This window comes from Citrobacter sp. Cpo037, from assembly GCF_030332945.1.
GTDB classification, from domain to species: domain Bacteria; phylum Pseudomonadota; class Gammaproteobacteria; order Enterobacterales; family Enterobacteriaceae; genus Citrobacter; species Citrobacter portucalensis.
On the sequence record NZ_JAOWGW010000054.1, the window covers coordinates 1 to 21673 of the forward strand.

The window sequence follows — 21673 nt, forward strand, 5'->3', positions numbered from 1 at the left end:
TCATGATGTCCCTCTGGGATGCGCTCCGGATGAATATGATGATCTCATATCAGGAACTTGTTCGCACCTTCCTTAGATTTCAGGTCACGTAGTAAGTTACGCATAGCCAACAGAACACGTAATTGTGGGATATTTCGTGCGACCTGCTCAGGTTCAAAATCGCGGATATTCTTAAAGGTAAGGTTAATATCGTCCTTTCTGTCATCATCAGCTAACGTATTTTTAACACTTAAATTAACCACTGGTGAAAACTTGGCCAACACATCGTTAAAATTATTTTTATTAATATCTATCTTTTCACGCTCAGATAATGGTCGCTGCTCTCTGCCATTACTGAAATCACCGACAGTTAGTAGTTTTAAAGGCAATTCAACTTTCTTTTGAACGCCTCCGGTGTGTAAATCTAACTTAATATTAACGCGTGCCGTCGGCACTTCATTCTGAAAACTGTCACCCATACGTCCCTCTCAGACCGGCGACTCCTGCCGGTATTTTGCGTTTCCTAATGGAGCACGTTCCAATCGCTCAACATGTTTCTTACAACGTCATTTCTGCAGGCAGTTAACAATGGCTGTTGATGACAATTAACTATTATAATTATCACGCTAATGCAATCCGATATATTCCATAGGTAAAAACATGATCAATGTCATTAATTAATCGAATAACACATTATGTTTTTATATTTAAAATGACAATCAAGAAGATATTTATCTAATACAAACAACAATAATTATTTAATGATTAATGCATTCATTTAACGAATGCATTAATCATTAAATATCATTTACCATGAGAATATTTACTGTCATTTATATAAATATAGATACTCATTTAAATATAAGTGCTATCAATCTAATCATAAATAAAAAAAACCGGAGATATACTCCGGCTTTTCATATCTCACTCATGAGCGAGCAGAAAGATTAGTCTTCCTTCACCACAATCAGCGGTTCGATATCGCTCTCTTTTTTAATCACCAGCGACTCGTCACCACGCAGGCAGGTACCGCCATAGTTACCACCTACGGTAAAGGTACAAACCTGGATATATTTACCGGCAACTTTTGGCAGACACCAAAGCTGCTGATAAATGTTCTTCTGCTCGGCAAACTTACCGCTGGTTTTATCCAGTAGCTCTTCCTGATGACTCACCAGATCGATGTTGCTGCCACAACGTCCTGCAATAGGTTTCACCGCATAACCGGTTTGCGCCAGCTCTTCATTAACAGTGAAATCCGTATCAAGCAGATAACGGTGGTGCGGGAACAGTTGCCAAAGGATCGGCAGAATCGCTTTGTTGCCAGGGATAACCGTCCACAGAGGTTCGAAGACCAGCACTTCCGGGCGCAGCAACACATCGATTAAGCGCACTTCCTGATTCGTATGCCCGGTACGAATTGGCACCGCGGCGTACTCCGTTTCGCTGACCTCGCGCACCTGTTCAATTGCGGTTTCCCACGCCCAGGTCTTCCAGACGCAGTTCACCAGACGACCGTCCCCGTCAATCAATTGACCGGCGTCATCCCAGCGCAGTTCATCCAGACCTCGCAGAATTTTGCTGTCAAACCCGGCCTGACGCAGCGCCTGCTGCATAAACTGCGCGTGATAGTTTTCCTCGATATCCTTATCCTGCATGATGTGGACAAACGGACGTGCACGGCTGTGCTTCCAGGCACCTGCCAGTTCGTTGATCAACCCTTCAGCCGGGTTGTGTCCCTGCCCTGTGTAACCACGCTCGGCCCATCTTTCGAGAATCAAACCGGCTTCGGTATGGCACGATGCGGAATCGGCGTTGTACTCATACACCTTCAGTCCACGTTCATCCATACAGAAATCCATACGCCCCGTAATCATATGATGCCGACGACGCTGCCAGGAAAGGCGCAGGCGCGGCCAGAGGATTTTCGGGATATCAAACAGCGCCAGCAGGTTGTCGTCTTTCAGCACCTTGTCGGTCGCATGCAGATACATCAGGTGCAGCTCGTTGGTGGCTTTAATCAGCTCCTGCTCGGCGCTCTCGGTAATGGTGAAGTACTGATGAGGGTCCTGATTAATCACATGCCCATTCGCCAGCACGTAGGCTTTTTGCAGCGGATCCTGTTCATCCAGCCATTTGCCGTCAAACTGCCCATTATCTTCCAGTCGCGCACCGCTGATTTTCAGCGAGTCATTGGCGATCTCCGGCTGCGGCAGGCTGTAACGGGTATCATCGGTCTGAATCATCCAACCAAGGATAGTGGTGTCGTCAAAGGTATCACACAGGGTATAACAACCGTTCTCAACCACCATCTCCAGTTCGCGGGTCCACTGCTGTCCGGGAGGCAACGGCGTATGGAGCACGTTCTGCTCGGCAATACGGATTTTGTTTTCCAGCAACTGGGTGACGACCGCCACATGCCCGGTATCTTTAAATTCGCCGCCTTTTTGCCAGATAAGCAGAGCGCCTGCTACCGGCGCGCGGGGCGAACCATTCGGAAATGCCTGTAACGGTAGGATGTTGTCATTCACTACTTCGCGCAGGAAGCGTAAGGAGAAGATCTCCCAGGCCATACCCACATCGGTGAAGACCATGCCATAGTTTAGGAAGAGAAAGCGGCGTGCGAACTCTACGCACTGCCATTTGTGGCCCATGTATTCATCGTCGATATAGCTGCGAAATGCCGCATCATCGTCGTAGTCCCGTGGGTCGAGGGAGCTGTAATCTGAAGAGTAGATTGCTACGCCACCTGGGGCGTAGCCCAATAATGTCCCGAATGGGGCATCCTGACTGGTCGTTCCTTTGCTCATGCACCTTACCTCAAAACAATACAGCCTGAGCAGGTTGGCGTGAATTTTTCGCTCTGGTTGCCTGCTCTGCGACACTAACCGGACAGAGGTCGACATCATCATACACCTCAACGCAGCGGCTGGCGCTCAGAGGCGAAAAATTCACAGCAGGAACTACGCTTTGGTCAGGGTAACCGGTACGCTTTTATACGCCGGAGTCAAACTTTGCGTATCTACCGCATCCAGCGAAAGCAGGACATTCGCTTCTGGCAGATAGGCGCCAATTGAGCCAGCCGCCATGTTGTAAATCACCACCGTTAAACCGTACATGATGCGATCCGCGCAGGGCTGACCATTGTCGTCCAGCGCCTGAACGTTGACCACATCACCCTGGCTCAGACCGCGGCTCGTCGCTTCTTCGGCGCTTAAAAACACCACATCCCGACGACCGGTAATGCCACGATAGCGATCGTTCATCCCATAAATCGTGGTGTTGTACTGATCGTGGCTACGCAACGTCGCCAGCACCAGCGCATCGGCAGGCTGATGTTCCCGCTCCACCGCCCGCTGATTACTGACGATAAAGTTGGCTTTGCCATTCGCCGTTTGCCATTCACGGCGCGAAGCAGGCGTATCCATACGAAATCCGCCCGGCTCGGCAATACGTGCGTTGTAATCGTGGAACGCCGGGATCACGGCTTCAATGGCGTCACGGATCAACGCGTAGTCCCCGGTAAATGCTTCCCAGTTGATCGGTGAACGCGGTAGCGTGGCACGCGCCATGCCCGCCACAATCGCGGGCTCCGATTTTAGCCAGCGGGAAGCCGGCTTCAGCGCGCCGCAGGAAGCGTGAACCATCGACATAGAATCTTCGACGGTCACCGACTGGATCCCCGTCGCCTGCATGTCGCGCTCCGTTCGGCCTAATGCAGGTAGCAGGTAGTTATGCTTTGCCAGCAGCAGATGAGATCTGTTCAGTTTGGTCGCCACATGGACCTGCAGATCCAGATTTTTCATCGCCGCAAAGGTACGCTGCGGCTGGGGCATCGCTACCGCCAGATTGCCGCCCATGCAGATGAGCGCTTTTGCATCTCCCCGCTCGATGGCCCGAATACTCTCCACGCTGGAGCGGCCATGTTTGCGCGGAACACGGATAGAAAAATGCTTCTCAAGGCGTTGCAGGAAGTCTTCGGACGCCGCTTCGTTGATCCCTACAGAACGATCGCCCTGCACGTTAGAATGACCGCGTAACGGGCAGATCCCCGCCCCCGGCTTACCCATATTGCCTTTCAGCAGCAACAGATTTACCAGCTGCTGGACGTTCTCGGTGCCGTTTTTATGCTGAGTGATGCCCAGACCATAACAAACAATCGTGGCGCTGGATTTACTGTAGCTGTGCGCCAGATCTTCCATCTGACTGCGCGTCAGGCCCGAGTCCTGTTCCAGCTCAGCCCAGTTATGCTGACGTAAGTCGTCATACAGCGCTGCATATCCCGCGGTATGTTGGTCGATAAACGCATGATCGAGCGTCGGCTGCTGATCCAGTAGGATCCGCGCTTCGTCCATTTCGATTAGCGCCTTCATTATGCCTTTGAGCAACGAGGCGTCCCCGCCCATTTTTACCTGGTAGTAGTCGTTGCTCAGCTCCGTCGCCTGACCGGTGAACATCTCTTTCGCGCTTTGCGGGAAGCTAAAGCGCTCAAGCCCCCTTTCGTTCAGCGGGTTGATGGAGATAATTTTGGCTCCTCGTTTGGCAACGTCGCGCAAGGTGGTCAGCATGCGTGGATGGTTAGTACCAGGGTTATGCCCGATACAAATCACCAGATCGCAGTGGTCGAAATCATCAAGTTCAACGGTCCCTTTCCCAAGACCAATGGCCGGCGTTAGCCCTGCGCTGGTCGGTCCGTGGCACATGTTTGAGCAATCAGGAAAGTTGCTACTACCATATTCGCGGGCAAACAGCTGATACAGGAACGCCGCCTCATTTGACGTTCTGCCGGAGGTGTAAAATTCAACCTGTTGTGCTGAGTCATAGCTGCGCAGACGCTCGCCGATCTCCCGAAAGGCGAAATCCCAATCTACCGCCTGCCAGGTGTCTGACACTGCATCGTATTTCATTGGATGCGTCAAACGACCAATGTTTTCCAGTTCATAATCGCTGTAGTGCCAGAGTGTGGAAACCGGGTGACGGCTGAAAAATTCCGGTGACGCTTTCTTACTGGTTGTCTCCCAGGAAACCGCCTTAACGCCATTTTCGCACAGCTCCATTGGCGCACGATGCCCTGGGTCCGGCCACGCACATCCCGGACAATCGAACCCTTTCACCTGGTTCATTTTGAACATCGCGATAATGTCGCGCGCAACAGCCTTTTGCGAAAACACCGAAGCAGTGACGGCTTTTACCGCGCCCCACCCACCCGCAGGGCCCTGATAACCGCTTACTCCTGGAACACCATTTTTCATTATTACTGCTTATTCGCCGCCAATTTTTGATGGTGAATACGGTAGCAATTTCCGTCCAACATTGATTTCCTCTTCATGGAGTACGGGCCAGGTACAATGAACGGGTTAGATTTATCTTCCCCTTTCAGCACAAAGCGACATAAAGTCCCAATCTGTTAAATTGAGTTCTACCTAACTGCTACACTGCATCAACACAACCACTCAGAAGGCAGGTCAATATGTCAGACAATACCTATCAGCCCGCGAAAGTCTGGACGTGGGAAAAGTCGAACGGCGGCGCATTCGCCAATATCAACCGCCCGGTTTCCGGTGCCACCCACGAGAAAACGCTGCCGGTTGGCAAGCATCCGCTACAGCTCTATTCGCTGGGTACGCCAAACGGGCAGAAAGTGACGATTATGCTGGAGGAGTTACTGGCACAGGGCGTGAAGGGTGCGGAATACGATGCCTGGATTATCCGCATCGGCGATGGCGATCAGTTTTCCAGCGGCTTTGTTGAGGTGAATCCGAACTCGAAGATCCCGGCGCTGCGTGACCATTCGCAAAACCCACCGGTTCGCGTATTCGAATCTGGCGCAATTCTGCTCTATCTGGCAGAAAAATACGGTTATTTCCTGCCGCAGGATTTGGCAAAACGTACTGAAACGCTGAACTGGTTGTTCTGGTTACAGGGTGCGGCGCCGTTCCTCGGCGGTGGTTTTGGTCACTTCTATAACTATGCGCCGGTAAAAATTGAGTACGCGATCAACCGCTTCACCATGGAAGCCAAACGCTTACTCGACGTACTGGATAAGCAGTTAGCACAGCATCAGTTTGTGGCAGGAGATGAATACACCATTGCCGATATGGCGGTCTGGCCATGGTTTGGCAATGTGGTGCTGGGTAACGTGTACGACGCGGCAGAGTTCCTCGATGCAGGAAGTTACAAGCACGTGCAGCGCTGGGCAAAAGAGGTTGCCGCGCGTCCGGCAGTTAAGCGAGGTCGTATTGTAAACCGCACTAACGGGCCGCTGAACGAGCAGCTTCATGAACGTCATGACGCCAGCGACTTCGACACCAATACCGAAGATAAGCGCCAGGGTTAAAATGCCTGATGGCGACGCCGGGGCGTCTTATCAGGCCTACAAAGATGCCATGCCGTAGGCCGGATAAGGCGTTTGCGCCGCCATCCGGCATAAAATCACGCGCTGGTGACGTCGTACTCCATGCGGCGAAGTGCGTCTAACGTGGCTTTAGCTTCATCTTCATCAATGATGCTCATGGCGAACCCTACGTGCACCAGCACCCATTGCCCGACCAGCTCAGCGGTATCACCTTCACAAATTAGGGCAATATTGACATCACGTTTGATGCCGCACACTTCAACCTGCGCAAGCTGGTGAATATCTTCACCAACGGCCAGAACCTGACCAGGGACTCCAATACACATATCTGACTCCGCCCCATAGCAACCTATGGGTTATTCGACTTCAATACTTTTCACTTTCAGTGAATCGCCTGCATCAACCCGCAGACGATCGCCCTGACATAGTGGACACTGCGCATCATGCTGGGTGATTTCCACAACCTGACTGCAATCCCAGCACCATGCCTGGGCTGGTTTGTAATCAATATGCAGCTCACACCCTTGCGCCAGCGTGCCCTGACAGACGATGTCGAAACTGAAACGGACGGCGCTCTCTTCAACGCACGAGAGCGCTCCGATTTCCAGCCAAACGCCGGTTACACGTTTGACACCGTGCTGCTCTGCCTGCTGTTGAACAATCTCAACCGCGCTCTGACAAAGGGACAGCTCATGCATTTTCGCAGTTCCGACGACCCAGCAGTAGCGCGCGGCGATTTAGCTGCGGCGCATTCGGATCGCTCACCGGCAGCGATAACAGCATGCGCGCGCAATCGTCAGTCAGACGCACACCTTCTTGCGCCGACATGCTGTGCGAAAGCGGCGACATCAGTGAACAGGAAAGGTATTGCGATACGCCATCCAGTTCACCAACGGTAAAGGTCATCTCGCCATACGGCAGACGCAGCCCGATTTTTTCGCTGACTTTACGCACCGGCCAGATCTGGTCCGGTCCGGGGAAAATCAGTGCGCTGAGCATCCAGGGTGTGATAACACACCCCGTCCACTGCCCTTCAAACAGCGTAAAATCAGAGACATACACCGGCATGTTCGGATGCAAGAAAGAGAGATCGTGCATCGAACGCCGGGCAACCTCTTCAAACGCTGCCTGAATCTGCGTCTTCGGGGCCGTTTGAAAACCGACAAACTCCTCAGACATGAGCCGCCTCCCGAGGGATCGCTTCAACGCCTGATTCGCGAAGCGCGGCAAGAACCTGCTCCAGCGCCGGTTCAATCATCGCTTCAACCGTTGGCGTTAGCCCGATATGCGGTTCCAGCGATTCCGGAATAACGCCGACTAAGGTCAGCTTTTTCGGAAACTCGCCGGTAAAACGCAGGGCCGACAATACGTCGGCCAGGCCAAGCTGGTGCGGTGAGATTTTGTTGGTAAACAGCGCCGGGATCTCTTCATCCCGCAGGATCATCATCGTTCCTGGCGTGTTTTTCTTCGACACAATGGCGTCAGCAATGATCAGATGATCTCTGTTCGCCATATCGCCGAGAAGCTCCATCCCAGCCGTACCACCGTCCAGAACATCAACAAAGTCTGGCAGGATGTACCGTTGCTCTAATGCCTCAACGATACGTACCCCGATGGCTTCGTCGGTCAGCAAAATATTGCCGACCCCTAAGACTAATATCCGCATTACAGAACCTTAACTGAGACCACTTCGTTCCCGTCAACGTCCACCACATGCACCGCACATGACATACAAGGGTCGAAGGAGTGAATGGTACGAACCACTTCCAGCGGTTTGTTTGGATCGGCAATCGGCGTACCTACCAGCGAGCGCTCATATGGTCCCACTTCATCATTAAAGTTACGTGGGCCAGAGTTCCAGGTTGACGGTACAACCGCCTGGTAGTTGCTGATAATGCCGTCTTTAATCACCATCCAGTGAGACAGCATACCGCGTGGCGCTTCGAGGAAACCAACACCTTTGAATTCGCCCGTTGCCGGAATATCCGGTTTCACGAAGGTGGTGTGGTCGCCCTTACCGATGTTCACAATCAGCGCGTTGTACTGATCCTGCAGAACGTTCTGCAGTTCACAGCAGTGAACGGTACGGCCAATAATACGGCCCAGCGTAGAGTGCAACTGCGACACTTCGATAGTTTTACCAGTCAGCTTGGTGTAAATCGCGATGATTTCATTCAGCTTGGCATGGGTAGACTCGCGTTTGGCCGCCAGTTTACACAGCATGTTGGCCAGCGGACCCACTTCAACCGTTTTACCGTAGAAGGTCGGTGCTTTAACCCAGGAGTATTTGCCGTCGTCTGACCAACCGGTGTAATCAGGAACCGTTGTGCCTTCCCACGGAGCCTGCGGCGCTTCGTCTTTGTACCACGCGTGTTTCGCACTCTCCTGAATCCCTTTGATCAGGTACTCATCTGAGTGAGAGGTGATCGGACGATAGGTCGAAAGATCGGCATCGGTGATATAACCGCCCGGGAACAGGAAGCTGCCGTTTTTACCGTCTGTCGGGAATTCCGGCGCACTCAGGTAGTTAACCGCACCCTGACCACGTTCCAGCCACTCAGGATAGAACGCAGCAATAACCGCGGTATCAACCTTGTACACCTGCTCAACGAAGTCGCTCAGCTTATCGATGAAGGACTTGATGTACATCAGGCGTTCAAGGTTCAGCACACCGAGGCCGTCAAGGTTAATTGGGTTAGCAACCCCACCTACCGCCAGGTTCTGGATGTGCGGCGTTTTACCGCCTAACAGTGCCACAACGCGGTTGGCATCACGCTGGCATTCCAGCGCTTGCAGGTAGTGTGCGACCGCAATCAGGTTCACTTCCGGCGGCAGCTGCATTGCCGGGTGACCCCAGCAACCGTTAGCAAAAATGCCTAACTGACCGCTGGCAACAAGATCTTTGATCTTGTTCTGAACCTTGGTGAACTCTTCTGCGCTGTTCAGGTGCCAGGAGGACACGCCGTTCAGCATGGCAGACGCTTTCGCTGGGTCGGCTTTCAGTGCAGAAGTGATATCCACCCAGTCCAGCGCAGACAACTGATAGAAGTGAACAATGTGGTCATGCGTGGTGTGCGCGGCCAGAATGATGTTACGGATATACTGTGCGTTCACCGGAACATCAATATTCAGCGCACTTTCTGCTGCACGAACGGAAGAGATAGCGTGAGTGGTCGTACAAACGCCACAGATACGCTGCACAATCATCCAGGCATCGCGCGGATCGCGGTTTTTCACGATCTCTTCCATGCCACGCCACATGGTACCGGAAGCCCATGCTTTAGATACCACGCCATTTTCGATTTCGCAGTCGATGCGTAAATGACCCTCAATACGGGTTACCGGATCAATAGTAATTCTCTGGCTCATGCTTTGCTCGCCTCATGACGATTTTGATCGTTTTGTTTTAAAGGAGGAAGTATCGGCAGTAGACGAATGAGTACGATGTATGCACAAATCTCAATAGCCACAAAACCAATAGAAATCAACAGCTCTTCCCAGGTCGGGAAGTAGTGGTAGCCACCACCAGGATTGAACGCCACCAGCGAATAGGACAGACGCCATGTTGCACAACCCAGCAACGCGCTCAGCGCAGACAGATACAGCATGCGCGAGTCATTACGCAGCTTAGTGACGCGCAGCACCACCAGCGGGAAGACCATCAGCACGACTTCAAGCCAGAACATCAGGGAGTAAAGATCGCCTGAGAACGCATAGGACAGCTTGTCGCGATAGATCAGTTCGCCAAAGCGCAGGACGACGAAAATCGCCAGCAGCACGCTGATGGTATTCGTCAGCTTGATGAACAAACTTTTCTCGTCCGGACCGTTACCTTTCAGACCGGCTTGTACCAACGAGCCTTCAAAGATGACGATCGAGAAGCCCATAATAAAGGCGGTTAATACCGAGAAAAGCGGCAGCATTTCATAAGCTTGCCATAGCGGATGCACCTTATAACCCGCAGAAATCATCAATGAACCCATTGAAGACTGGTGCATGGTTGGCAGCAGCGCGCCGAGGGCAATAATAAAGAACATCACTTTATTCAAACGTTTGAGGGAAACTTTCCACCCCAGACGTTCAAACAGAGCCGGAGCAAATTCCAGCGCCATGATGCCGATATAGATGGTCATACAGACCGCCGTTTCGAACAGTACCGAGTTCACGTTGAAGTGGCCCGGAATGTAGAAATACGGCAGGTTCCAGTAACGACCGACGTCAATGGTGATCGACAGACCACCCAGCGAGTAGCCAAACAGGCTCGCCAGCAGCGCCGGACGAACCAATGGATGGTATTGTCCTCTGTTGAAAACGTACACCGCCCATGCCAGCGCCCAACCGCCGCACGCGAAGCCAGTACCAATCAACAGGTCAAACGCGATCCATACACCCCATGGGAAACCGCCGTTCAGATCGGAGACTGAGCCCAGTCCGAAGACCAGACGTTTCACGATCAGGAGCATACACAGGACGATAAGCGGCCCAAAAATAATGACCGGTTTGCTGATTATTTTTCCGCCCAGCGGTTTAGGATCATGACTCATGATCGTCTCCTCCATCGTGATGGTCGTTTTTCGTGTTACGACGAACCAGCACGGTTAAGCCCGCCAGCGCAGCCAGGGGTAATATCATGCCCTTGTACAGGGAATGTTGAACATGTTCGGAACGCGCACCAGTTGAAAGATCATCCAGCTTCGGCAGATCCAAATCCTCGTAAGGAACACCCGTCAGTACCATAACCTGCGTACCACCGCCTTCTTTCTCACCGTACAGGTGCGGGTAGTACTTCGGTACCGTATGCAGATAGGTATCGCCTGCTTTCACCGTCTGACGCGGATAGTGGTATTCGCTACCAGGCTTCAGCGCGAGACGTTTTTTCGCCTCAGCCATCAGCTCTTCACGCGTACCAAAAATCACCGCACCGGCAGGGCACACTTCAACACAACCCGGTAAACCACCTTTGTCCAGACGCTCAACGCCTTTCTGGTTACACAGTTCACATTTGTGAAGCGCACCAAACGGGTTGTTGTAGTCGTACTTAGGCACGTTGTACGGGCAGGCGACCATGCAGTAACGACAGCCCGTGCAGACATCTTTGTCATAATGGACGATGCCGGTTTTCGGATCTTTCTTCAGCGCGGAGACCGGGCAAACGGAAACGCAGTTCGGATCAACACAGTGCATGCACTGTTTCTTGATGTATGCGTAGCCATTTTCTTCCTGGTCTTTGTTAACGCCTGTTCCGCTACGCCACACCTGAATGATGTTATTGGTATACGGCGACAGTTTGTCGTTGTTCGACCAGGTTTGCTCGCCTTCCGGGTTACGCGCCGGGAAGTTGATATCCTGACACTTGGTGACACAGGCCTGGCAGCCTACGCACAGCGTCGAGTCATAGAGCATCCCAAGAGAACCTGGGATCGGCGGACGGTTTTCTGCAGCCGCATGGCTGATGGACGGCGCTGCGCCCAACAGCAATGCCCCGCTGGAGGCTGCTTTTATAAAGTTACGTCTGTTCACGGTTATTCTCCCCGTGAGTCAGCGTTATCTTTCTTCTGCTGACGCCCCAGTTCACGAACCGCCATCACGCTGACACCGGCAACCAGTCCTACTACGCCACCCAGCAGTCCAATCGCTCCGGCAGAAACATTGCCGCCTTCTTTCATGTTGACGTCAGGTTTCTCGGAACGCGGCGTTTGGTTTTCCACATGAGCAAGCTGGTGAATACCTTTATGGAAGCCGACGCCTTCTTCGTTACAGCCGTAGCAAGGGTGACCGATAGCCACCGGCCACACGCCACCCACATCGCAGAATTGCAGCGTTGAGCAGTTGCCGTAGGTTTCTGGCCCTTTACAGCCCAGATGGTAGAGGCACCAACCTTCACGGTGGCCTTCATCACCAAACTCTTTAGCAAAACGACCAGCATCGAAGTGCGGGCGACGTTCGCAGTGTTCGTGAATCAAACGGCCATAGGCGAATGTCGGACGGTTTTTGGTATCCAGCTTCGGCGGCTTACCATAAGTGATGATATGCGCGACCGTTGCGAGGAAGTTATGCGGGTTCGGCGGACAGCCGGGGATGTTGATGATGGTTTTGCCTGGCAGAACTTCTTGCAGGCCGACGGCACCCGTTGGGTTAACGCCAGCGGCAGCAACACCACCCCACGCGGCGCAAGAGCCGATGGCAATGATAGCGGCTGCGCCTTCTGCGGCCCGGCGGATGTGATCCACGATCGGCTCACCGGCAACCATGCAGTAAATACCATTATCTTTCAGTGGGATAGAACCATCTACTACCAGAACATATTGCCCTTTGTACTTCTCCAGAGCGTTATGTTTGTTCTCTTCGACCTGATGGCCGAAGGCGGCAGAGAGCACCTCATGGTATTCCAGAGAGATTGTCTCCAGAACGAGGTTTTCCACTGTAGGGTGTGTCGCGCGAAGCAGCGATTCAGTACAACCCGTACACTCCTGAGCACCAATCCAGATAACCGGTGGGCGCTGAGGACGAGAAACTGATTCGGCCATTTCTGCGGCGGCTTTGCTACTGAGCCCCATGGTAGCGGCCAGTGCTGCACAAAGCTTCATGAAATCACGGCGATTAATGCCGCTCGAATTGATGAGAGAGTTATCTCCAGTCATTTTATAGTTATTCCGTTGCGAAGACCTGGCTTTTATTTTGCACCATTCGCATGTTGCATATTGCGATCGGCGCGCCATTACCACACTTTTTATATGGTTATGTGCATTATAATACTTCGGCGGAGCAACAAAACGAAGGCGTAGGTCAATAGTGTAATTAATTAAAGCAAGATAATACCCCTTTCGGATCAAGCTTCGAGTCGATAGCCGGCCATGAAAAACCGAATTGTTGTACTGGACTGGTTCTCTTTAAAGAAATCCATCACCATCTCTTTATCCAGCCCATAACGGCGCGTCAGGATCCCCGCTTCCCACGCGCTGAGCTGTCGATCGCCCGTTTTTTCAAACATTCGATGTGAAAATCCCAGCACAAAACCACGCTTATAATCCGCACAAAAATTCGCCACCGAGCGTGCACTATCCGCACTTGAGGCGTTTAATCCGGCCATCAGACCTTTACCAAAATGGTTGTCCATGCATAACCTCCAATCGCTATATAATAAATTATATAGCGATTTTTTAAGCAAAGACCAGAGGTATCACGAACTTTTTATAACGGCTTAAAAGGACACCCACTCATCCGTTTTAGCGGCCGCAGACGTTTTGCTGTCTGCTGAAGAGGAAGCGGTTTGGCTGGCTGTGTATTGCACATCATTAGCGGAAAGGCGGAACTGTTGCACCGAGCGTTGCAGCTCCTCTGTTTGTCGTTCCAACGCTACTGCCGCGGCGGAAACTTGTTCTACCAGCGCAGCATTCTGTTGCGTTACGCTGTCCATCTGCGTGATCGCCACGCTCACCTGCGAGATACCCTTATTCTGTTCTTCCGAGGCAGAGGCAATTTGCTTCATGATGACAGTCACTTCGGTGGCGCCGCGCAGAATCGCCTCCATGGTTAATCCTGTTTCTTTAACCAAACGAGCACCCTGATCAACACGACGCGATGACTCGCCAATCAGCGTCTCAATCTCTTTCGCCGCCCCGGCGCTGCGACTGGCAAGGTTGCGTACTTCACCGGCAACGACGGCAAAACCGCGCCCCTGCTCGCCTGCCCTGGCTGCTTCAACCGCCGCGTTCAGCGCCAGAATGTTGGTCTGGAAAGCAATGCTATTAATAACTGACGTGATTTCCGCGATCTGTTTAGAACTGGCGGCAATGCCGTCCATCGTCTCAACCACTTCCGAAACCAGCGTGCTCCCTTTGCCTGCCGTTTCTGTGGCCGTATCGGCAAGCTGGCTGGCTTCACGCGCATTTTCTGCGTTCAGTTTTACCGTTGCGGTCAGCTGCTCCATGCTGGCAGCGGTCTCTTCCAGTGCCGCAGCCTGTTCTTCAGTACGTGAGGAGAGATCGTTATTCCCGGTCGAAATTTCCGTCGCCCCTCGCCAGATATTGTCACTACCTGAACGGATGGTACTGACGGCTTCACGCAGGCTATCCTGCATCGCGCACAATAACGGCACCAGTTGACCCACACAGTTACGACCAAAATCTTCGATGGGATGGCTGAGATCGCCCTGCGCAATCTGCTGGAACTGTTGGCGAATACGTCCCAGCGGTTTCACCATCATGGAAACAAGGTAGCGGTCGGTAAAGAAAAGGAGGGCAATCCCAAGGATAACGGCGGTGATAATTAGCGTCCGGATGATAGAGGTTTTGCCATCGACCATCACGCGGGTGGTATCGAGTCGCTCGCCTGCCGTGGCGTTAAATCGCTCGGCACTGGCGCCAAATTCACGGCTCAACGCGGGTGTAATAGTGCTGGCATGCTCCGCAAAGGCCGTAAGCGTACCCTGCTGCGCCAGCTGCATTTGCGGGATCACGCCGTTGTCCAGCAGCGCCTGCCACTTCGTCAGTACTGCGTTAGCGACGTCAGGGTCCATAGGGCCCGGAGATAATGTTTTCATCTCCTGGAGTTTTTTGCTCATATTCTCAAGGGACTGTTGCGCCGGCGCAAAATCAGGCGTTCCGCCACTCATTTTGACATCCATGGCGCGACTTAAGCGCGTTACGAAGCGAAAGTACTGATCGTTGCCCTGACTGAGAACCGTCATCTGATGGACAAGATGACGGTCAATATCATTGCCTTCAGATATTTTTGATAACGAATGAAGACTGAATAAACCCACGCCTGACCAGAGCAGGCAAAAAAGTCCCAGTATTGCCAACATGACAATACGAATAGTGAAGTTTTTCAGCAAACGCATAATAATTTCCTTGCCGTTGATGAGGAATTCGCCATCAGGCGATACTTATCCTTGTTATCGGCAGGCAACAGAGAAGATATAATGCGTTCTTTATTTTTTTACTTTCTTAAGTACATCCACTATCTCTCCACACTATATCAATATGAATGCTAATGAAATTCGGTAGCATTATTATTCAGGTAATTAGTTATAAGCATTAAATAATCTATTGTTTTCTATCGTAAATATTTGTTAAACCACGCAAGAGTACGTTCCCAGGCTAAATCAGCGGCAGCTTTATCATAACGGGGGGTCGAATCGTTGTGAAAGCCATGATTAACGCCGGGATAGATATAGGCTTCATAGACTTTCTTATTGGCCTTAAGCGCCGCTTCATAGGCAGGCCATCCTTCATTAATACGTGTATCTAATTGCGCATAGTGCAGTAATAAAGGCGCGTTTATTTTAGGGACATCTGACGCAGGAACCTGACGCCCATAAAAAGGCACCGCGCAGGCCAGTTCCGGGAATGCCACTGCGGCGGCATTCGATACGCCACCACCGTAGCAAAATCCGGTGATACCTACCTTTCCCGTGGTCCCCGAATAATGTTGCATAAATTCAATGGCGGCAAAAAAGTCGTTCATTAACTTTACGGGGTCAACCTGCTGCTGCAATTCCCGACCTTTATCATCATTGCCTGGATATCCCCCTACCGAACTTAATCCATCAGGCGCGAGTGCCATAAAGCCCGCCTTCGCCACCCGTCGCGCCACATCTTCAATATACGGATTCAGCCCACGATTTTCATGTACTACCACCACCGCCGGAACATTCCCCGTCACCTTCGCAGGTTTAACTAAATACCCCCGCACATCACCATGCCCTTCAGGCGAAGGATAGGTAATATATTCCCCCAGAATATCGGGATCGGTAAATTCTACCTGCGTTGCGAGGGCATAGTTGGGTTTCAATAAATTGAATAAGGCCAACGCCGTCATGCCACCCACTGCATATTTCGCTGCCAGATTGAGAAACTCGCGTTTCGTTATTTTGCCATGCGCGTAATAGTCATAGTAGTCGAGCAGTTCTTGCGAAAAATCTTTGGCAGTCAAACGCGGCATCGTCGCACTCCTGATTGATGTTTTTTTAAGCAAAGCACAGTGACCTGTTTTTGCCCAGTTTTTCATCTCAGTGTGACCTGGTGAACGGGATATTCACCGTGAACCCGCTAGAATAGAAACGTTGTTTCGAAATTCACCTGCACTAAGGAGATCTCATGGCCTGGTTTGCCAATCCTGAACGTTACGAGCAGATGCTCTATCGCTACTGTGGGCGCAGCGGTTTGCGTTTACCCGCGCTATCGCTGGGTTTATGGCACAGTTTTGGGCACGTTCAGGCGCTGGATTCACAGCAAGCCCTGTTGCGTAAAGCATTTGATTTAGGCATCACGCATTTTGATTTAGCCAATAACTATGGGCCGCCACCAGGCAGCGCAGAAGAGAATTTTGGCCGATTGCTGCGCGAGGATTTTGCACACTATCGCGATGAACTGATTATCTCCACCAAGGCAGGCTATGACATGTGGCCTGGGCCATATGGTTCTGGCGGTTCGCGCAAATACCTGCTCGCCAGCCTCGACCAGAGTCTGAAACGCATGGGTCTCGACTATGTCGATATCTTCTACTCTCACCGCGTTGACGAAAATACGCCAATGGAAGAGACCGCCTCGGCGCTGGCCCACGCCGTGCAAAGCGGTAAAGCGCTGTATGTCGGCATCTCATCCTATTCCCCGGAACGTACGCAGAAAATGGCCGAGCTGATGCGGGAATGGAAAATTCCATTGCTGATCCATCAGCCGTCTTACAACCTGCTTAACCGCTGGGTAGACAGCAGCGGCCTGCTGGATACGCTGGAATCCAACGGTATGGGCTGCATCGCATTTACGCCGCTGGCTCAGGGACTGCTGACGGGGAAATACCTTAACGGTATTCCGGAAGGTTCACGCATGCAGCGTGAAGGGAAAAAAGTTCGTGGGTTAACGGAAAACATGCTGACGGAAGAAAACCTTACCAGCCTGCGTTTGCTTAATGAGATGGCGCAACAGCGTGGACAGTCGATGGCACAAATGGCCTTAAGCTGGCTGCTAAAAGACAACAGGGTAACGTCGGTATTGATTGGCGCCAGTCGACCGGAGCAACTGGAAGAGAACGTTCAGGCGCTGGCGAATCTGACGTTCAGCGCCGAAGAACTGGCGCAGATCGATAAGCACGTCGCGGACGGTAAGCTGAACCTGTGGCAGGCCTCATCTGACAAATAACCGTAGGTAATCCCGTGCCGGGTAGCAACGTTGTTCTTCCCGGCACGTAATACGGGCCAGCCAGCTCCTCACACCTCTTCTGCTTTGATTTCTGGGCGCTGATATTCCGGCCACACCAGCGCGACAAGTGCAGGATAGGCTTCCAGGCTGAACTCCCTGAAGCACTGACGTAAGTTAAGCACGTCCAGATCGGCATGCGGGACTTTCTCGCCACTTAGGCAGCGTTTTTTAATATTGTCGTAATATTTATACACCGCAGAGTTGAGATCGCTGCAACGCCGCTGTGCATCAAATAGCCCTGGCGTCTCATTCAGCTCCACCATTGTCATCCGTTTGATCGTCGAGTGGATAAAATCGATATATTCGTGATTGACACGCCAATACCAAACCGGAGTAATCGAATTCATCAGTACCGAGAAATGATCTTCACCCTCTTCTTTACTCAGTATTTCCGGCTGGTTTTCAGCGTATCCATTTTCTGCATTACGGTTTTTATTTGCACTGTGCATCAACAAAAGTACCCCGCAAGTCAGCAATAGCAGGGTAATAACAGAATAAAATATACTGTTCATATACTGGCTCCATTTTTTTTGATTTTAAAATTACGCCATGCTATTGTCAACGAGGCATGGTTTATTTAAAACAACATATCATTGGCATCAAAGGATATTTCAACATGCTTCCCGAGCATCTTGTTCCCTCGCGTTTTCACTTATCCAGCTCACCTGACAATACCACCTCTACAGATAATAGTGAAAATTTGACTCAGGGGAAGATAACATTAAGCGATTACGAATCCGATATTTTGATTAGCTCAACCGCTACCGGTCAGTCACGGAATATGCTATTTGAAGAGTGCGACCGCCATTTAAAAGAGCGTCTATTTCGTGCAGCAAAAATTGAGTCATTCTCTCGCCTGCTCAATTCACTACAGGCAGAAGGCGACATTAATGCACAAGAATTAAGTAAAATTTTGACTCAAAAAACAGCCATCATAAATGAACAGGGCAACAAAATTTGGCTTAATTTAATTACCCGTGAAACCAGCGATCCTATTTTTTATTCTCTGGAAGAGAAATAAAATGAAAGATGTTGAGGATAATAATGTTTATTTGGCTTTAGATAACCATAAAAGCGATGAGTTTGTCTTAAAGCAAAATTTAGCCGTGTTGATTGCCAATAAAAACACGACACTGGAAAGCGTTGCTCAGGAGATAGCCTCTATTCCCGCTGCACTGGTGCGGATGAAATGGCAAAATCGCCGTGAAATTTACTCGCTACAGGCTAAAGAAGAGATCTACGGTGCCGCGATCGAAGCCATTATGGAGCAGCAACCAGAACTGCGGGACAAAATCATGGCCCGACTGGAAAGCACCTACCAGCATATACTCGCGCGGGAAACGGCCACCTTACGCCTGACGCGAAAGCTGTCTGAAGGGAACTACGAACCCACCAGAATAACCACGGTCGCGTTAGATGAGAACAGATAAGAACAAGTGTGCGAGGGAGTTGAATCAGGAGAGGCACGCCGGGTAAGGCGGCAACCATTACCCGGCATGATGAGGATTACTTCGCTTTCACAGTCTCTTCGCCAACCAGACCAATCTTCAGGAAGCCCGCCTGATGCAGCGTATCCATCACCTTCATCATGGTTTCATAATCAACGGTTTTATCTGCCCGGAAGAAAATCGTGGTGTCTTTCTTCCCTTCAGTTAGCGCATTTAGCTCGTTAATCATGGTTTCATCCGTCACCTGATTGTTGCCAATAAACATACTCTTATCGGCTTTAACTGACAGGTAAACCGGTTTTTCCGGACGCGGCTGCGGCGTGCTGGTGGAGGCAGGGAGATTCACCTTCACATCTACGGTTGCCAACGGCGCGGCAACCATAAAGATGATCAATAAAACCAACATAACGTCGATAAACGGCGTCACGTTGATTTCATGCATTTCACCGTTATCGTCCAGGTTTTCATTAAAGCTCATTGCCATGGAACATTATCCTACACGTAATTTCTGCGCTGCACGTACCGGATGCGCGGATGCGCTCGCGTTCAGGTCCAGATCGCGGCTTTGCAACAACAGCACCTGTGCCGCGACGTCGCCCAGCATCGCTTTATAGCTGCCAATCTGACGTGCGAAAATGTTGTAGATAACAACCGCTGGAATTGCTGCGACCAGACCGATTGCGGTCGCTAACAGCGCTTCTGCGATACCCGGCGCAACAACGGCCAGGTTGGTCGTTTGGGTTTGTGCAATCCCGATGAAGCTATTCATGATGCCCCATACGGTACCGAACAGACCGACGAAAGGAGAGATAGCCCCGATGGTGGCCAGGTATCCGTTACCGCGGCCCATATGGCGACCTACCGCAGCCACACGACGCTCCAGACGGAAGCCGGTACGCTCTTTAATGCCTTCGTTATCTTCGCTGCCTTCTGACAGTTCCAGCTCGTTCTGCGCTTCGTTAATCAACTGTGCGCCCAGGCTTTTGCCATCGAATCCTGCGGCAATCTCACTTGCCTGATCTAAAGAGCGGGCTTCCGCCAGCAGTTGCTGTTCACGCTTAAGGCGGCGTTTCTGAGTAAAGAACTCAAGGCTCTTACTAAAGAAGATAGCCCAGGTGACCACTGACGCCAAAATCAGCCCAATCATCACGCACTTAACCACGATATCGGCGTGCTGATACATACCCCAGACGGAAAGATCCGTCTGCATCAAATTATTACCCACTCTGTATCTCCAGGACGCAAATCACAAAATCTGAGCGTAATCATATCAAAACGACGTCGAATTGATAGTCGTTCTCATTACTATTTACATATTGCCGCACCTTTGGTTTCTTTTCCTTGCGCTCACGCAGTAAAAAAGTCACCAGAAGCATTTTGAGATTATTTTCTACTGTATGGCCGTTCTGCAGGATGCGTCATCTTTGATTCATGGTAGTTTAGACATCCAGACGTATAAAAATAGGTAAGACAACATGGCAGATAAGCAACTTGAAACCAAACTCGTTCACGCAGGACGCAGTAAAAAGTACACGCTGGGCTCGGTAAATAGCGTTATCCAGCGCGCTTCTTCGCTGGTTTTTGACACCGTAGAGGCCAAAAAACAGGCCACGCACAACCGGGCGAACGGCGCACTGTTCTATGGACGTCGCGGAACCCTGACGCATTTCTCTCTTCAGGAAGCGATGTGCGAACTGGAAGGTGGCGCGGGTTGCGCACTGTTCCCCTGCGGTGCGGCGGCCGTTGCCAACACCATCCTTGCCTTTGTGGAGCAAGGGGATCATGTGCTGATGACCAATACCGCCTATGAACCCAGTCAGGATTTCTGTACCAAAATTCTCGGCAAGCTCGGCGTGTCCACCGGCTGGTTCGATCCGCTGGTTGGCGCCGATATCGTTAAGCACATACAGCCGAACACGAAAGTCGTATTTCTGGAATCTCCCGGCTCTGTCACTATGGAAGTGCATGATGTTCCCGCTATTGTTGCCGCCGTCAGAAGCGTCGCGCCGGATGCAATCATCATGATTGATAACACCTGGGCTGCCGGGATGCTGTTCAAAGCGTTGGATTTTGGCATCGATATCTCTATTCAGGCAGGCACCAAATATCTGATTGGTCATTCTGACGGCATGGTCGGCACGGCGGTATCTAATGCCCGCTGCTGGGATCAACTGCGCGAAAATGCCTATCTGATGGGGCAAATGCTGGACGCCGATACCGCCTATATGACCAGCCGTGGACTGCGTACGCTGAGCGTTCGCCTGCGTCAGCACCATGAAAGCAGCTTAAAGGTCGCCGAGTGGCTGGCCAGCCATCCGCAGGTCGCCCGCGTGAACCACCCGGCACTGCCCGGCAGTAAAGGCCATGAATTCTGGAAGCGTGATTTTACCGGCAGCAGCGGCCTATTCTCCTTTATATTGAATAAGAAGCTCAATAATGAGGAGCTTGCTGCGTATCTGGATCACTTCAGCCTGTTCAGCATGGCCTACTCCTGGGGCGGTTTTGAGTCGCTGATTCTCGCCAACCAGCCGGAACACATTGCGGCAATCCGTCCGCAAGGCGAGGTGGATTTCAGCGGAACGCTCATCCGTTTACATATCGGTTTAGAGAATGTTGACGATCTGATTGCCGATTTGGCCGCAGGATTTGCCCGAATCGAGTAAAATTGCCACAGATGGACATATATGCAG

22 protein-coding genes are annotated in these 21673 nt (G+C 51.4%); 5 read left to right on the plus strand and 17 right to left on the minus strand.

The annotated features are described in order from the left end of the window. Positions 1–44: 44 nt before the first annotated feature. The 3 genes from tssB to OGX94_RS09340 form a co-directional block, all read right to left on the minus strand. Positions 45–458, minus strand: a complete 414-nt coding sequence (gene tssB / locus OGX94_RS09330; RefSeq protein ID WP_286569098.1) for a type VI secretion system contractile sheath small subunit — start codon at positions 456–458, stop codon at positions 45–47. A gap of 468 nt (positions 459–926) precedes the next feature. Continuing rightward, positions 927–2789: a bifunctional glutathionylspermidine amidase/synthase gene (gene gss / locus OGX94_RS09335; protein WP_003828343.1), complete on the minus strand. Its 1863-nt coding sequence runs from the start codon at positions 2787–2789 to the stop codon at positions 927–929. 153 nt (positions 2790–2942) lie between these two features. Then, complete coding sequence (locus OGX94_RS09340; protein ID WP_126317418.1) at positions 2943–5231, minus strand: FdhF/YdeP family oxidoreductase; 2289 nt, start codon at positions 5229–5231, stop codon at positions 2943–2945. A 218-nt stretch (positions 5232–5449) separates the two neighbouring features. Here OGX94_RS09340 and yghU point away from each other — a divergent pair, with 218 nt between their 5' ends. Next, entirely contained in the window at positions 5450–6316 is an 867-nt protein-coding gene (gene yghU, locus OGX94_RS09345) for a glutathione-dependent disulfide-bond oxidoreductase (RefSeq protein WP_048215544.1), read from the plus strand. A 95-nt stretch (positions 6317–6411) separates the two neighbouring features. Here the strand turns inward: yghU and hybG are convergent, their stop codons facing one another. From hybG to yghX, 11 genes are all read right to left on the minus strand, one after another. After that, on the minus strand, positions 6412–6660 hold the full coding sequence (gene hybG / locus OGX94_RS09350; RefSeq protein ID WP_003024459.1) for a hydrogenase maturation factor HybG: 249 nt from the start codon (positions 6658–6660) through the stop codon (positions 6412–6414). 30 nt (positions 6661–6690) lie between these two features. After that, positions 6691–7032 carry a hydrogenase maturation nickel metallochaperone HypA gene (hypA, locus tag OGX94_RS09355; RefSeq protein ID WP_003828349.1) on the minus strand — a complete coding sequence of 114 codons (342 nt, stop codon included), beginning with the start codon at positions 7030–7032 and terminating at the stop codon, positions 6691–6693. Next, positions 7025–7513 carry a hydrogenase-2 assembly chaperone gene (gene hybE / locus OGX94_RS09360; RefSeq protein ID WP_003828350.1) on the minus strand — a complete coding sequence of 163 codons (489 nt, stop codon included), beginning with the start codon at positions 7511–7513 and terminating at the stop codon, positions 7025–7027. Before hybE ends, hypA begins: the two co-directional genes overlap by 8 nt. Then, positions 7506–8000, minus strand: a complete 495-nt coding sequence (locus OGX94_RS09365) for a HyaD/HybD family hydrogenase maturation endopeptidase (protein WP_003828351.1) — start codon at positions 7998–8000, stop codon at positions 7506–7508. Before OGX94_RS09365 ends, hybE begins: the two co-directional genes overlap by 8 nt. Beyond that, positions 8000–9703, minus strand: a complete 1704-nt coding sequence (hybC, locus tag OGX94_RS09370) for a hydrogenase 2 large subunit (protein ID WP_003828353.1) — start codon at positions 9701–9703, stop codon at positions 8000–8002. The genes OGX94_RS09365 and hybC overlap by 1 nt, the downstream gene beginning before the upstream one ends. Then, positions 9700–10878, minus strand: coding sequence for a Ni/Fe-hydrogenase cytochrome b subunit (gene hybB / locus OGX94_RS09375; protein ID WP_003828354.1), 1179 nt, complete (start codon positions 10876–10878; stop codon positions 9700–9702). The genes hybC and hybB overlap by 4 nt, the downstream gene beginning before the upstream one ends. Further along, complete coding sequence (gene hybA, locus OGX94_RS09380) at positions 10868–11854, minus strand: hydrogenase 2 operon protein HybA (protein WP_003828357.1); 987 nt, start codon at positions 11852–11854, stop codon at positions 10868–10870. The genes hybB and hybA overlap by 11 nt, the downstream gene beginning before the upstream one ends. A 2-nt stretch (positions 11855–11856) precedes the next feature. Next, a complete protein-coding gene (gene hybO / locus OGX94_RS09385) occupies positions 11857–12975 on the minus strand; it encodes a hydrogenase 2 small subunit (RefSeq protein WP_003024486.1) in 1119 nt (372 codons plus the stop codon). Positions 12976–13163: 188 nt separating this feature from the next. Then, a complete protein-coding gene (locus OGX94_RS09390) occupies positions 13164–13451 on the minus strand; it encodes a DUF2623 family protein (protein WP_003024490.1) in 288 nt (95 codons plus the stop codon). 84 nt (positions 13452–13535) lie between these two features. After that, positions 13536–15176, minus strand: a complete 1641-nt coding sequence (locus OGX94_RS09395; RefSeq protein WP_063941825.1) for a methyl-accepting chemotaxis protein — start codon at positions 15174–15176, stop codon at positions 13536–13538. 215 nt (positions 15177–15391) lie between these two features. Continuing rightward, positions 15392–16279, minus strand: coding sequence for a YghX family hydrolase (gene yghX / locus OGX94_RS09400; protein WP_126957693.1), 888 nt, complete (start codon positions 16277–16279; stop codon positions 15392–15394). A 155-nt stretch (positions 16280–16434) separates the two neighbouring features. Between yghX and OGX94_RS09405 the strand changes: the two genes are divergently transcribed. After that, positions 16435–17475, plus strand: coding sequence for an aldo/keto reductase (locus OGX94_RS09405; RefSeq protein ID WP_257662107.1), 1041 nt, complete (start codon positions 16435–16437; stop codon positions 17473–17475). A gap of 68 nt (positions 17476–17543) precedes the next feature. Here OGX94_RS09405 and OGX94_RS09410 read toward each other — a convergent pair whose 3' ends face one another. Further along, the gene (locus OGX94_RS09410; RefSeq protein WP_003828365.1) at positions 17544–18047 is read right to left on the minus strand and encodes an ESA_00282 family adhesion-associated protein; all 504 of its coding nucleotides are present in this window, start codon (positions 18045–18047) and stop codon (positions 17544–17546) included. A 104-nt stretch (positions 18048–18151) separates the two neighbouring features. Here OGX94_RS09410 and OGX94_RS09415 point away from each other — a divergent pair, with 104 nt between their 5' ends. Next, on the plus strand, positions 18152–18556 hold the full coding sequence (locus OGX94_RS09415) for a hypothetical protein (RefSeq protein ID WP_003828367.1): 405 nt from the start codon (positions 18152–18154) through the stop codon (positions 18554–18556). Position 18557: 1 nt separating this feature from the next. Next, the gene (locus OGX94_RS09420; protein WP_003828369.1) at positions 18558–18965 is read left to right on the plus strand and encodes a hypothetical protein; all 408 of its coding nucleotides are present in this window, start codon (positions 18558–18560) and stop codon (positions 18963–18965) included. 76 nt (positions 18966–19041) lie between these two features. Here the strand turns inward: OGX94_RS09420 and exbD are convergent, their stop codons facing one another. Both exbD and exbB read right to left on the minus strand, forming a co-directional pair. After that, entirely contained in the window at positions 19042–19467 is a 426-nt protein-coding gene (exbD, locus tag OGX94_RS09425; protein ID WP_003828370.1) for a TonB system transport protein ExbD, read from the minus strand. Positions 19468–19473: 6 nt separating this feature from the next. Further along, positions 19474–20208 carry a tol-pal system-associated acyl-CoA thioesterase gene (gene exbB / locus OGX94_RS09430; protein WP_003828371.1) on the minus strand — a complete coding sequence of 245 codons (735 nt, stop codon included), beginning with the start codon at positions 20206–20208 and terminating at the stop codon, positions 19474–19476. A 250-nt stretch (positions 20209–20458) separates the two neighbouring features. Between exbB and metC the strand changes: the two genes are divergently transcribed. Next, on the plus strand, positions 20459–21646 hold the full coding sequence (gene metC / locus OGX94_RS09435; protein WP_257662108.1) for a cystathionine beta-lyase: 1188 nt from the start codon (positions 20459–20461) through the stop codon (positions 21644–21646). Positions 21647–21673: the final 27 nt, after the last annotated feature.